Source organism: Burkholderia pyrrocinia (assembly GCF_001028665.1).
Classification (GTDB): Bacteria; Pseudomonadota; Gammaproteobacteria; order Burkholderiales; family Burkholderiaceae; genus Burkholderia; species Burkholderia pyrrocinia.
Window position 1 is genome coordinate 2,707,072 of the sequence record NZ_CP011503.1, and the last position, 13,856, is coordinate 2,720,927.

Sequence of the window (13,856 nt, forward strand, 5' to 3'; positions counted from 1 at the left end):
GGTACAGTGACTTCGGCCGTCTATTTGTAACCATTAACCAAAGCCGCATATATGCAGCTCACCGAACAACAGGTTCTGGCGTTGGCACCGGATAGTAGTTCGGCCGCGAATGGCAAGAAGCTCGCGCAGCCGAAGCAGTGGCCGATGCTTGGGCGTAATGCCCGCGTGCTATGGGGGGAGTGCCAGGGGAGCGGCAAGAACCCCTATCAGGTCCGTGTGGATCTTGCCGATTTCGCGAGTAAGTGCTCGTGTCCCAGCTTCAAATTCCCTTGCAAGCATGCGCTTGGCTTGTTGATCCTGGTCGCCAACCAGCACGATGCCGTTGCTATTGCCGACGAGCCCGAGTGGGTCAGCGAATGGCTGGACAAGCGCGCGAACAATGCTGCCAAAAAGGAAGCACGCGCGGCCATCAAGGCCGACGCGCCGGTAGATGAGGCGGCGCAGCGAAAGAGAGCCGAGAAGCGTGAAACCCGCGTGCTCGACGGTATGGCCGGGTTGCAAGTCTGGCTGGAGGATTTGGTACGCAACGGTCTCGCGCGACTGCCGGCGCAGGGGCCCGCGTTCTGGGAGCAGATGGCCGCACGGTTGGTCGACGCACAAGCAACTGGCTTGGCGGCACGTGTACGTGCGTTGGCAGAACTTCCAGGAGGCCGTGAAGATTGGCCCGAACAACTGCTCGCCGAGCTCGGCCGCCTTGCGTTGGCGGTACGCGCCTACGAGCGAATCGATCAGCTCACGGTCGATCTGCAGCAGCAGTTGCGGCAATTGATCGGGTTTAGCGTGCGTGAAGAAGACGTGTTGGCCAGCGGCGAAGTGTTGCGTGATCGCTGGCACTTGATCGGACAGGTTGTCGACGCTGACGACCGCGTGCGGATGCAGCGGACCTGGCTCTCCGGCGAGACGAGCGGTCGATATGCGCTGTTCCTGCAGTTTGCCGTCGGTAATCAACCTTTTTCCGCGACCTGGCTGCCCGGCACCGCATTTGACGGTGAGTTGGCCTTCTGGCCAGGGACCGGATCGCAGCGCGCGATCCTTAAAGGTACTGCGGCTCCGTTGCCGTCACCCCTTGCTTTCTCACGCGCTCAGGATCAGATCGGCCTACTCGACGCCGCCGCGAATGCGCTGACGGCGAACCCTTGGCACGATCGCCTTGCAACCGTACTCGACGCGGTCGTGCCGGTGTACGCCGACGGTACATGGCATGCCGTCGCGCCGAGCGGGCATGGGCTACCTCTGCATGGCGGCAACCATTGGACCTGGCTGGCGATTGCCGGCGGCCGCCCTCAGACCGTTGCCGTGGAGTGGGACGGTCGTGCGATTCGCCCGCTGGGCGTGTATGTCGATGGGTGCTATCAAAGCCTGGCGGGAGGCGCGTGATGGAGGATCTCGTTCGTACCGCTCTCGTCGGAACTGCCAATGTGCCGTACGACGCGTCCACGCTGGCAGAGATCGATGCGTTGTTGCCGGACGGTAGTCGCGAACGGCGCCTATTGTTGCAGGCCGGTAGCCTTGCTGTTTACAGCGGGGCCGGACGGCTGCCACGTACGGCGATACTGCCGGCCCCCGCGCCGGACGAAGTTGAACGGGAAACGCCTGCGATGCTCACGCCTTTGATCGCGTCCGCTATCGCGGACGAGATACCCGGACTAAGCGAATGGCTGGCGCCGCGCGTCGCGCAGGCTGGCTATCGGCTACCGCCGGCGCTGTTGCCGGACGTGCTAGGCAAAGCCTCGGTGTTGGCACATTGGCATAACGTCCTTGGCGAGCGTGGCCGATGGCTTGCATCACAGAACCCGGATTGGGATGTGCGCCTGAAGAAGCTTGCACCTCCCGATCTGGATGAAGCCGGGTTGCTGCAGATATGGGAAGAGGGGGAGACAGCGGCGCGCGTCGACGCGCTACGTGCGCTGCGTGGCATCGACGCCGCCAAAGCGCGTGACATGCTGGCCGATGTCTTGCCGAAGGAGAAGGCGGATCCGCGCCAGCAATTCGTCAACGCGATGGCGGCCAATCTCGGCATGGACGATGAGTTGCTTCTGGAAAGTCTGCTCGACGATCGCGCACAAACGGTACGTATCGCGGCGGCAGACCTGCTCGCGCGATTACCGGGTTCTGCCTTCATGCGCCGTATGACGGCACGGGCCGACGCCTGTGTGCGCTGGCAAGCAGCAACTCCTGCCAGCGGCGCCGTCGCCAGGTTCGTCTCCTTCCTGGGCAAGCGCAACGACCCGGTATTGACCGTCGACATCCCGAGCGAACTTCCGAAAGACTGGGTACGCGACGGCATCGTCGATGTGGCGAATCACGGGGAGGGCAAGCGCGCGTCATGGTTACGCCAGGTGCTGTCGCTCGTTTCGCCCGCGCGCTGGAGTGAGGCCGCGAGCAGCGAAGCGGAAGTACTGATTCCATTGATGGCGGGCAACGACTGGGCTGATCCGTTGCTGTCCGGGTGCGCGGCCGCTGCGTGTCGTGCTGGCGATCACCAGTGGTCGGCGGCGTTTCTGCGATTTGCGCTGGGCAGCGACAAGCCATCGGCTCGACTGAACGCGCTGATACCCGCGTTGTGGGAGGCTTCGCTTCCCGTCGTTTGCGAAAGCGAGCTGTGCCGCCAGCTTGCGCTGGGCGAAGTCGATCTGGCTTCTGCATTCGCTCGTCGGCTGGATGCACCGTGGCCGACCGAAGTCATTCGCACCTTCGCGCGCACTTTTTTCTCGGACGCCAAACAAAGCCGAACGCCGGCAGACTTGATGCTGCGTTACGACCTGGCCGGCCTGGCACGGTTGGCCATATTGCGTGCAGCCGATGCCGACTTGATCCTTCTGTCACCTGTCGTCGAACTGTATGCCGGCTGGCTTGGCGGCGTCTTCGCCGGCCAACCTCGAATGCTGGAACAGGCGCGTGAAATCGTCACGCTCATGCAAGCCAAACAAACCGTGATCAAGGAGATGCCGCTGTGAGCGACAACCTCAATACCGTGCTGCGCCAGCACGCCGAAACGCAATATGCCGAAGAACTGGCGGAACTGGCGCGCCATGACAAGCGTACGCGGCCGGCAAACTGGAAACTGTCGCCGTGGGCGGTCAAAACTTACTTGCTGGGCGGGAAGCTCGACAACGGCTTCGAGATCACGCCGAAATACATCGGCAGCGGCCGGCTGATGGAGATCGCCGTCGCTACGCTCGCGACCGACCGCGCGCTGCTGCTCTACGGGGTGCCGGGCACCGCGAAGAGCTGGGTATCGGAGCATCTCGCGGCGGCAATCAGCGGCGATTCCACGTTGTTGATTCAGGGCACGGCCGGCACTGATGAGACGGCATTACGTTACGGCTGGAACTACGCGCGCCTGTTGTCGGAGGGGCCGTCGGAGCAGGCATTGGTCCCCAGTCCGATGCTCAATGCGATGCGCGACGGCAAGCTGGCGCGGCTGGAAGAGATGACGCGTGTGCCGAGCGAGGTGCAGGACACGCTGATTACGCTTCTGTCGGAAAAGACCCTGCCGGTGCCGGAGCTTGGCATCGAAGTGCAGGCACAGCGCGGCTTCAACGTGATAGCCACGGCGAACAATCGAGACCGTGGCGTCAACGAGATGTCATCGGCCTTGATGCGCCGTTTCAACACCGTCATCCTGCCGACCCCGGAGACATTTGACGAGGAAGTGGCGATCGTCAGCCGTCGCGTCGCCGAACTGGGCCGTGCGCTGGCGTTGCCGGCCGAGAAGCCGGCGCTGGAGGAAGTCCGTCGTGTGGTTGCCGTGTTCCGCGAATTGCGCAACGGCTTGACCGAGGACGGCAAGACCAAGCTCAAGACCCCCAGCGGCACGCTTTCGACCGCGGAAGCGATTTCGGTGCTGGGCCACGGCATGGCGGTGGCCGGCTACTACAGCGACGGCGTGTTGCGTGCCGCCGATCTGGCAGCGGGCCTGACCGGCGCGATCGTCAAGGACCCAGTGCAGGACAAGCTGGTGTGGATGGAATATCTCAAGACGGTCGTAAAAGAGCGCGACGACTGGAAGGATTTTTATCGCGCCTGCATGGAAACGGTCTGATGGCGGTTCGATACTACGGTATCCGACACCATGGCCCCGGTTGTGCGCGCGCGCTACATGCTGCACTTGCGGTGCAACAGCCTGACGTCGTGTTGCTCGAAGGGCCGCCGGAAGCGGATGCCATCGTTGCGTTAGCGGGTGACGCCGCCATGCGGCCTCCCGTCGCGTTACTCGTCTACCCGAGCGAAGCGCCTCGGCTGGGCGTGTTTTACCCGTTTGCCGAGTTTTCGCCGGAATGGCAGGCGATTCGTCATGCGACGACACACAACGTGCCGCTGTGGTTCATGGATCTGCCCGCCACGCATGGTTTTGCCGAATCCCTCGCGCAAGAACAGGCAACTGCCGAAGCCGCGTCGAAGGCCGATGATATTGCCATCGATCCCGACGCGGAGGGTGGGGCACGTCCGTCACCGGAGAAGCCGGAAGTCGAATTACCGCCGGCCTGGCGCATGGACCCGATCGGTGAACTGTCTCGCGCCGCAGGTTACGACGATCACGAATCGTGGTGGGAGATCGAAGTCGAACAGCGTCGCGACGCCGGCGAGCTGTTTGCAGCCATCGGGGAGGCGATGGTCGCGCTGCGCGAGCACGCCCCGGTGCCCCCGCCGCGCGAAGCGCGACGTGAAGCGCATATGCGCACGCGGGTGCGCGAAGCGCAAAGGGCCGGCTATCAGAACATCGCTGTCGTGTGCGGCGCCTGGCACGTTCCGGCATTGACGCAGGCTGCCAGGATCAAGGACGACACGGCGCTCCTCAAGGGCTTGCCCAAGACCCGGACAGAAGCAACCTGGGTGCCGTGGAGCAACGATCGTCTGAGTTACGCCGGCGGGTACGGCGCGGGTGTCGAATCACCGGGCTGGTATCGTCACCTGTGGCAAAACCCGGACTCCGCCTGTTTGCGTTGGGTAACCGAGAGCGCACGCTTGATGCGCGCGGAAGGGCTGGATGCGCCGTCCGCCAGCGTGATCGAAACCGTACGTCTGGCCGATGCGCTCGCTGCGATCCGAGATTTGCCGATACCGGGGCTGGCCGAGCAACGTGAAGCGATGATGACCGTACTTTGTCACGGTCAGGCCGAGCCGTTGTCCTTGATCCGTCGCAAGCTCGAAATCGGTGAACAACTGGGCTCGGTGCCGGAATCTGTCGTGGCGGCACCGCTACAGCGGGATCTCGAGGCATGTCAGAAGCGCCTGCGCCTCAAACCGACGACCGAGATCAAGCAGATCGATCTCGATCTGCGCGAAGAGGGCGGTCGACAGCGCAGCGTGCTGCTGCATCGCCTCAATCTGCTTGACGTGGGCTGGGGCACGCTGCTGCGAGACAACAATCGTACCGGCACCTTCCGTGAGACATGGGAACTGCGCTGGCAGCCGGACATGGTTGTCGCGCTCATCGCCACCAGTCGCTATGGCAACACGATCGAGGATGCCGCAACGCACCGTCTGTGTGAAAGCGCACGCGCGGGCGCGGAATTGCCGCAACTCACCGGAATGCTCGACCGGGCCGTGCTCGCACGACTTCCTGTCGCTATCGATGTTCTGCTTGCCTGTGTACAGACGCAGGCGGCCGTCGCGGCCGATCTGGCGCATCTGATGACTGCGTTGCCGCCGTTGGCGCGTGTGGTCCGATATGGTGACGTGCGAGGAACCACCGTTGCGGATCTGCAACCCATCGTCGAAGGGCTGGTTGAACGTATCGTAGTCGGGCTCGCGGCAGCCGCAAGCCATATGGACGAAGCGGCTGCCACCGGGATGCTGGCGCAACTCGACGGCGTGCAGGGCGCGCTCGATACGCTGGACATTGCAGCATTGCGCGACGACTGGCTCGACTGCCTGGTCAACCTGACTGCAGACGATGCCGTCGCCCCCGCAGTGCGCGGCTTCGCACTGCGTCTGGCCTTCGACCGTCAGCGTGTCGATGCCGAGGAACTCGCGCGCCAGGCTGGCCTCGCGCTTGCCGTCGCTGTCCCGCCGGCAGACTCTACCGGCTGGCTGACCGGACTCCTGCGCGGAAGCGGGCTCTTGTTGCTGCAACACGATGCGCTCTGGCGCGTCATCGACGCGTGGCTTGCCGGCCTCGCGCACGATGTCTTTCTTGAACGTCTGCCGCTGCTGCGCCGTGCGTTCGCCGACTTCCACGCTGCCGAACGGCGCGAAATGGGCAGCAAGGTTCGGCGACTGGACGCGCCCGTCGTCGTGGCAGCCGCCGTCGCCGAACTCGACCATGCACGGGCTGCCCGCGTGCTGCCGGTGCTCGCCGCCATCCTGGGGAAATGACATGAGCGTCAACACGGATCTCGAATCCGACCGCATGCAGCGCTGGCGCCTGGTTCTGGGCAGTGACGCCCAGGAAAGCTGCGGTGCGACGTTGCCCACGGAACTCATCCGTGCCGACAATGCCCTTGCGGCGCTATATGACAGCGACCGCCAGGGCAACCTCGGTGCCAGTAGTCCGAATGTTGCGCGTTGGCTGGGCGATATTCGCGAGTTTTTTCCAACATCCGTAGTACAGGTCATGCAGCAGGATGCATTGGAGCGCCTGAATCTGCGCAAGATGCTGCTGGAACCGGAACTGCTCGAGTCGGTGGAGCCGGATGTTCATCTGGTTGCCAGCCTGATGTCTTTGTCGCGCGTGATGCCGGCCAAAACCCGGGAGACCGCGCGCAGGGTGGTGCGGCGTGTAGTCGAGGAACTGGAGCGCCGTCTGGCCGAGCCGATGCACCAGGCGATACGTGGCAGTCTCAACCGTGCAGAACGTAACCACCGGCCGCGCTTGAACGAAATTGACTGGCATCGCACCATCCGCGCCAACCTGTCGCGTTATCTGCCCGAACAGCGGACGGTGATTGCGGAAAAACTGGTGGGCTATGCGCGAAAGCGTTCGGCGCTGCGCGACGTTGTTCTGTGTGTGGATCAGAGCGGATCAATGGCGGCATCGGTGGTCTACGCTGGGGTGTTTGCCGCTGTCATGGCATCGCTACGGGCGGTACGTACCCGCATGGTCGTGTTCGACACCAACGTCGTCGACCTGACCGACGAAGCGGGCGACCCCGTCGATCTGCTGTTCGGCGTGCAACTGGGCGGCGGCACCGACATCAACCGCGCGTTAGGCTACTGCCAGCAGGTGATCAACCGTCCGGAGCAAACCATTCTCGTGTTGATCACGGATCTATACGAAGGCGGTAATCAACAAGAGATGCTGCAACGTGCCGCAACGCTCAAGGCCGCCGGCGTCAACGTCATCTGCCTGCTGGCGCTGGCCGACAATGGCGCGCCTGGTTACGATCACCAGAATGCGGCCCGCTTCGCCACGCTCGGCATTCCCGCCTTTGCCTGCACACCCGATAGATTTCCGGAATTGATGGCTGCCGCGATCCAGAAGCAGGACATTGCCCTCTGGGCTGCTCAGCAGGGTTTTGTTACCAATCGCACGGACGGTTGAGAAGGCGGCGAGGCAATCCCCTTGAAGACCCTCGCCGGCCCGCCGCGCGTTACACGACCCCATCACTCCACCGTCACCGATTTCGCCAGGTTCCTCGGCTTGTCGATATCCGCGCCGCGCAAACACGCGGCGTGATACGCAAGCAACTGCAACGGCACCACATGCAGGATCGGCGACAACAGTCCGTAGTAATCCGGCATCCGCAGCACCGACACGCCTTCGCTGTTGTCGATCCGCGTATCGGCATCGGCGAACACGTAAAGCTGGCCGCCGCGCGCCCTGACTTCCTGCATGTTCGACTTCAGTTTTTCGAGCAGCGCATCGTTCGGCGCGATCGTCGCGACGGGCATCGTGTGGGTCACGAGCGCCAGCGGACCGTGCTTCAGCTCGCCCGCGGGATACGCTTCCGCGTGGATATACGAAATCTCCTTCAGCTTCAGCGCGCCTTCGAGCGCGATCGGGTAATGCAGCCCGCGCCCGAGAAACAGCGCATTTTCGTGTTGCGCAAATTCCGCCGCCCAGCGCTCGATCTGCGGCTCCAGCCCGAGCACGTCGTCGAGCGCGCCGGGCAGCCGTCGCAACTGCGTCGTATAGCGCGCGAGCTGCGCGTCGTCGACGTAGCCGCGCAACCGCCCGAGCGTCACGGCAAGGATGAACAGCGCGACGAGCTGCGTCGTGAACGCCTTGGTCGACGCGACGCCGATTTCGGGACCGGCCCGCGTCAGGAACCGCAGGCTGGTCTGACGCATCATCGCGCTGGTCGGCACGTTGCAGATCGCCAGCGTGTCGATATGGCCGAGCGCCTGCGCGTACTTGAGCGCGGCGAGCGTATCGGCGGTCTCGCCGGATTGCGACACGCTCACCACCAGCGTGTTCGGCGTGGGGAGCGCGTCGCTGTAACGGTACTCGCTCGCGATCTCGACCTGCGCCGGCACGCGTGCGATCGTTTCGAGCCAGCGGCGCGCGGTCAGTCCGGAATAATGACTCGTGCCGCACGCGAGAATCAGCACGTTGTCGATCTGCTCGAACGCCCGCGCGGCGTCCGGGCCGAATATCGCCGGATCGAACAGCCCTGCATCGGGGATGGTCGCGGCCACGGCCTGCGGTTGCTCGAAAATCTCCTTCTGCATGAAGTGCCGGTATGGCCCGAGTTCGACCACGCCCTGCGCGGAGGAAACGGTCTGGACCGCGCGCTCGACCGGTGCGCCGAAACGATCTAGCACGCGCACGCCGCCCGGCGTCAACTCGACGATGTCGCCTTCCTCGAGAAAGATGAAGCGGTCGGTGATGCCGGCGAGCGCGAGCGCGTCGGACGCGAGAAAGCATTCGCCGTCCTTCACGCCGACAACGAGCGGTGAGCCGACCCGCGCGCCGATCAGCCGCTGCGGCTCGTGTTTGCTGAACACCGCGATCGCGTAGGCGCCGTGAAGCTGCGACGTCGCATCGCGCACGGCGGCGAGCAGATCGCCGCGATACTTGCTGTGGATCAGGTGGGCGACGACTTCGGTGTCGGTCTGTCCATCGAACTCGTAGTGCTCGTCAGAAAGTTGTTTGCGCAACGTTTCGTGGTTCTCGATGATGCCGTTGTGCACGAGGGCGATTTCATCGCGCGAGAAGATCGGATGCGCGTTGCAGGTTGCAGGCGCACCATGCGTTGCCCAGCGAGTATGCGCGATGCCGGTGCTGCCGGTCAGGCCGGCGCTGCGCACATGTGCGTCGAGATCGGCGACGCGCGACACGCTGCGCTCGCGGCGCGCCTGGCCGTTGACGACCGTTGCGACGCCGCATGAATCGTAGCCGCGATATTCGAGGCGGCGCAAACCTTCAATCAGAATCGGGACGATGTCCCGTTGCGCGACCGCGCCGACGATGCCACACATGACACGTCTCCTTCCCGGTGACTCATCCCGGACCGCGCGCACGCTTGCGTCAGCGCGACGCGGTCTCCGTTGCCGCCGCCGTCGTGAATCCGCATTGCGCGGGCGCGACGGGGTCGGCCATCCGGCTCTCGAATGCCAGATAAAGCGACTCCTCCAGTACGTTCCAGTGCGCGCCGTGCCGGTACGGGCCCGAGCGCGCATGCCAGCATGCAACGGTGCTCCAGTCGTTCATCTTGAACGCGACCAGCGCGATCAAGCCCCATGGATAATCGCTTCCGGCGAGTTGCAGCCAGGTCTTGCCGTACTTCTGCATCCACTGCGCATAGATCGTCGCATTGGATTGCTCGGGTACCTGAATGCCGGACAGCAGTGGGAAAATCTGCGCGACCTTCGCCGGATAAAAGGTCGTATCGCTGATCCGCTGCGTGCTGGCGCGAAAGCCGGTTTGCGTGCCGCGCCAGAACACCTTCAGGATCGCCGACGCGAGCCGGTCGGCGCGCTGGCTCCACGGGGCCGCACGCGTTTGGTCGGCGTGCCGGACGTAATACGCCGCGAGCGCCTGGAACGCGCTGTGCACCTCGACGTTGTCCATCAGCAGCGCGACGTGCAGCGTCGACGAGATCTGATAGACGCCGGAGGGCTTGCCGAGCAGGGTGTCCAGATGCGCGCCCGCGCGGTTCAGGCTGAGTTCCCACGCAGCGGGCAGTCCGTCGGCCGGCGCGAAGCGGGCCAGCAGTTCGATCCAGGTCGCCATCATCGCGTCGTCGGCGTCGGCTTCGGCGCATGCGCTGTACTGGGCGTTCTTGAAGCAGTAGCGATCGAAACCGCCATCCGGACGCTGGCGCGGCAACAGCCACGCTATCCACGCAAGTGCCGCCTGATGGGCGTCGAGCCCGGCGTCGGAGGCGGCGAGCAGCGCCTTCGCCGCGAAATAAGGATCGATGCCGGCGCCGTTCAGTCGCACGGTGATCGCGCCGTCGGGGCGTTGGTACAGCCCGTTGAGCTGGAGTTCGGCGGCGCTCGCGTGCAGCGCGAAGCCGCACGCGGCGACGCAGCAGACGACGCACCACAGGCGGCACAGCCGGACGGCGGCCGGCACGCATGCGCGTGCGGCCGGGAAAAGCGCGGGCCGGTTCATGATCGGGGGCTCCTGCGCGGTGGTCCTGCGCAATTTCCGCCGCGCGCGGCGTTGGCCGCGTCGCGCGCCGGCGAGTGTGTCGACGTTACGGCTCAGTGCACCTTGGCGCTGGTGAACTTGAGGCTGGTGCCGTTGTTCGCGATCACGAGCCAGTTCGTCGAGTCGGTGGCGACGACGCTGGCGCTGCCTTGCGTGACGACCGGTTGCGCGTAGGCAGCCTTCGGCAGCAGCCAGGTCATGTTCGTCAGGCTGGTCGGGTGGCTGGCCGCGAATGCCCAGCCGCTACCCGTGTCGGTAGCCGACCACGTGACGTTCAGGCGCGCCCTGTCGAAGACCGTGATGTCGCTCATCGTGTACCACTTGAACTGGCCGAGCGTTTTCAGCGTATTGGCTTGCGAGAAGATTGCGTTGAGTGTCGACGTATAGGACGACGCGCCGAGCGGGTGCGCGTAGATCAGCCGGCTCGTGCGGTTCGCGACGACGAAGTTCATCAGGGCTGCGTACCAGTTGTTGACGTCGCTCGTCGGCACCGCATACTGCTGGAACTCCTCGAACGTCGCGTACTTGCCGAACGGCATCACGGGGTAGGCCCACAGACCGGGGTTCAGCAGCGCGCCGTTGCGGTATGCGCGGGTCGGCGCCGAGCCGGTGTGGCCGGTGAAGTAGTACCCGTTGAAGCCGTTGCTTTCGAGCCAGTTCACCGACCACGTCGGCGTGTTGCCTTCCGGCGCGGCGTATTCGACGTCCGGCTGGCCGGTCGCGGCCATGACGGCCTGGTGGTTCAGCACCAGGTATTGCTGGAACGTGCTTTGATTCGTTTCGCTGGCATTCGCACCCCAGTAATCGTGAATCCAGCCGCCGTGGCTGCCGACGCGATGGCCCTTGCTCACGAAATACCTGACGAGACTCTGCGCGGTGGGGTTGTTGGCGAGGTTGATGCCGTTGCCGTCGCCGAAGGTCGCTTCATCAGGGCCGGCCGTGATCACGAGCGAGAACGGCCCGTTGTTCCAGACGCCGAGGTTCTTCAGGGTCTGCGCCGGCTGGATCTGGTCGCCCGCGCAGAAGTGCCAGTTGAACACCAGCCCGGCCATTGCCTTCGGCAGCGCCGACAGCGACGGCAGGTTCAGCATCTGGGTGCCGAAATAATGCAGGTAGCCGTGGATCAGCATGCCGTCGGTCTGGCCGTCGAGGTACGCGAGCGGCAGGTTGACGAACAGGACGCCGCCGTTGCCGTACGTGTTGTAGCCGGACACCAGCCCGAAATTGGGCGAGGTCAGGATCGTCGTGCCGGTATACGTGCCTTGCGTGACGAAGCTCGGATAGGTCAGAAAGCCGTACACGTAGCCGGAGATGCCTTCAAGCGTGTCGGTGGTCGTCAGCGAGGTGGCGGCGAGTGTCTTGGACACCGTGCTGGTCGCAGTGCTCACGACCGAACCGGCGACATAGGTGCCGGTCTTCACCAGCTTGCCGACTGCGGTGCCGGTCAGTTTCGGGGCCGTCTGGTTCAGCACGCCGCTGCCTGCGGGCGCGGTGCCGTACTGGAACCATGCGCCGTGGTTGTAGTTGGCGAGGCCGCCCGGGTTTGACGGGCTGGCAGACAGATAGAGCGCGGTGCCGGACGTCTGCTTCGACGAATTCGTCGCCGGGCTGGTCGTGCTGGCCGCGGCCATGGGGCCGGCGGTCGTCGTGGCCGGCGAGGTCGTGGTCCACGTCATCGACTTGCCGGGAGGCACCTGGAGCGTGCGCAGCCAGCTGCTCATGCCGGTTACGTTCCCGAGGCCGATCATGTTGCCGCCATATTGATCGTACAACACGTAATCCACACCCACCATGCTGCTGAAGCGCGATTTCGGGCTCACATAGAAGCCGGCCGAATTCAGCACGCCGAAATCGTAGACGAGCATCACCTTGCCGCCGTTCAGCGCGTAGTTCTGGATCGCCGTCACGAGCGTGTCGTCGGCTGTCGTATGCACCTGGTCCGGCAGGATCAGGCCGGGATACTGCGACAGCGACGCGCCGGCCGCCATGAACTGGCTGTCGGTCATCACCGTGATCTGCAGCCCTTCCTCCTGCGCGGTGTCGAGCCATGCGGACACGCGCGGATCGGGCAGCGTCAGCGTGTTCGGCACCAGCAGGAGGAGCTGGTTGCTGGCAGCCTGAGCACCGCCTGGACTGAACGCGAAGGCGAGCGCGAACAACGCGAACAGGATCCGCAAGAACTTGCCTGACTTTGCCAACATGATGTGCTCCTCGCTAAAGGAATGGGGGGCGCTCGGCAGCCACGCTGCGCGTGCCGCCAGGTCGACCAATCCTGCCCCGTAGGTGTGTGCGGCTGTCCGGTTCGTCGGGCATCGAGCGGTGTTTTTCGACGACAGCGGGACCCACGCAAATGCGTCGGTGCAATGTGCTGTGTTTGCCGATGAGGGGACTCGATGCGACGCATTGAAAGAAGCGAACAACGTGCCATTCGCTTCGGAGGCCCGGTCCCGCTGGCTTCTTGCGATGCGGGCCGGGCGGCACGGCAAAAAACGCAACAGAATCGTTTCATCGCTGATACGGCGCGTTTGCACGCGAAATCAGCAGACAGAATCGCGGTCGCGCGTCAGCGCGCCGGGCCAGCTCGCGCAGTAGGTGTAGAGCGTGACCAGCAGGCCGATCAGCAGCGGCCCGCCGAGCACGAAATAGCAGAACGGCAGGAACAGCAGCGAACCGTGATGGATGATGACTGCGTGCAGCAGCATCACGAACGGCAACGCGAACACGAAGTAGCCGAGCACCAGTACCGATGCGAGGGTCTTTTGCAGCAGCGTGAAATCGAGCGGGTAGTAAAGCGCGGCCATCACCAGGGGAATCAACACGATTGCCGCGCCGTGCAGCACGAACATGTCGCGCAGATGAAGCAGCGGGACATACGGGAACGCGTCCGGCGCGAGCCAGAAGTACGCGCAGATCAACAACTGGGTCATGCTCGCGATACGTAACAGATATGCAACGGGCAGCCAGTTCGTACGTCGTACGAATGAAGTGGCGAACCCGATCGCACAAAGCGTGGCCGTGACGGCCAGCAGCGTGTCGCCCGGCATCCGCGCGGCGACGTCGATCGACAGCAGCGGTACGCGCGGCGCGTCGGGCGGGTAGCCGAGCACGATCACGTGGAGCGCCGGATCGATCTGATGCGCGCCCCAGGTCATCACCGCGCGCCAGTAGCGCCAGGCCAGCGGCAAGCCGAGCCATAGCGATGCATACAGCGCGGGTGTCAGAACGGCGATCGACACCAGCCAGCGCTGCGGATGCGCATGGGTTCGCAGCGAACGGTCGACGGGAGGCCGGTCGGGATGCGTCTGCATGGCGC

The 13,856-nt window shown here is 64.3% G+C and carries 9 protein-coding genes; 5 read left to right on the forward strand and 4 right to left on the reverse strand.

Going from position 1 to position 13,856, the window contains the following annotated elements; all coding sequences use genetic code 11:
- Positions 1 to 51: 51 nt before the first annotated feature.
- From ABD05_RS12425 to ABD05_RS12445, 5 genes are read left to right on the forward strand one after another with little or no spacing between them, the layout of a single operon-like run.
- The gene (locus ABD05_RS12425) at positions 52 to 1,377 is read left to right on the forward strand and encodes an SWIM zinc finger family protein (protein WP_047900381.1); all 1,326 of its coding nucleotides are present in this window, start codon (positions 52 to 54) and stop codon (positions 1,375 to 1,377) included.
- Complete coding sequence (locus ABD05_RS12430) at positions 1,377 to 2,957, forward strand: DUF5691 domain-containing protein (protein ID WP_047900382.1); 1,581 nt, start codon at positions 1,377 to 1,379, stop codon at positions 2,955 to 2,957. Before ABD05_RS12425 ends, ABD05_RS12430 begins: the two co-directional genes overlap by 1 nt.
- Positions 2,954 to 4,045 carry an ATP-binding protein gene (locus ABD05_RS12435; RefSeq protein WP_047900383.1) on the forward strand — a complete coding sequence of 364 codons (1,092 nt, stop codon included), beginning with the start codon at positions 2,954 to 2,956 and terminating at the stop codon, positions 4,043 to 4,045. Before ABD05_RS12430 ends, ABD05_RS12435 begins: the two co-directional genes overlap by 4 nt.
- Positions 4,045 to 6,321, forward strand: a complete 2,277-nt coding sequence (locus ABD05_RS12440) for a DUF5682 family protein (protein ID WP_047900384.1) — start codon at positions 4,045 to 4,047, stop codon at positions 6,319 to 6,321. Before ABD05_RS12435 ends, ABD05_RS12440 begins: the two co-directional genes overlap by 1 nt.
- Before the next feature lies 1 nt (position 6,322).
- Positions 6,323 to 7,486, forward strand: a complete 1,164-nt coding sequence (locus tag ABD05_RS12445; protein ID WP_047900385.1) for a vWA domain-containing protein — start codon at positions 6,323 to 6,325, stop codon at positions 7,484 to 7,486.
- Positions 7,487 to 7,548: 62 nt separating this feature from the next.
- Here the strand turns inward: ABD05_RS12445 and glmS are convergent, their stop codons facing one another.
- The 4 genes from glmS to ABD05_RS12465 all read right to left on the reverse strand — a co-directional run bounded on the left by glmS (position 7,549) and on the right by ABD05_RS12465 (position 13,851).
- Positions 7,549 to 9,366, reverse strand: coding sequence for a glutamine--fructose-6-phosphate transaminase (isomerizing) (glmS, locus tag ABD05_RS12450; protein WP_047900386.1), 1,818 nt, complete (start codon positions 9,364 to 9,366; stop codon positions 7,549 to 7,551).
- Between the two features lie 49 nt (positions 9,367 to 9,415).
- Positions 9,416 to 10,504, reverse strand: coding sequence for a hypothetical protein (locus tag ABD05_RS12455; protein ID WP_047900387.1), 1,089 nt, complete (start codon positions 10,502 to 10,504; stop codon positions 9,416 to 9,418).
- Positions 10,505 to 10,596: 92 nt separating this feature from the next.
- The gene (locus tag ABD05_RS12460; protein ID WP_047900388.1) at positions 10,597 to 12,744 is read right to left on the reverse strand and encodes a polysaccharide deacetylase family protein; all 2,148 of its coding nucleotides are present in this window, start codon (positions 12,742 to 12,744) and stop codon (positions 10,597 to 10,599) included.
- Positions 12,745 to 13,080: 336 nt separating this feature from the next.
- On the reverse strand, positions 13,081 to 13,851 hold the full coding sequence (locus ABD05_RS12465; RefSeq protein WP_047900389.1) for a hypothetical protein: 771 nt from the start codon (positions 13,849 to 13,851) through the stop codon (positions 13,081 to 13,083).
- Between the last annotated feature and the right edge of the window lie 5 nt (positions 13,852 to 13,856).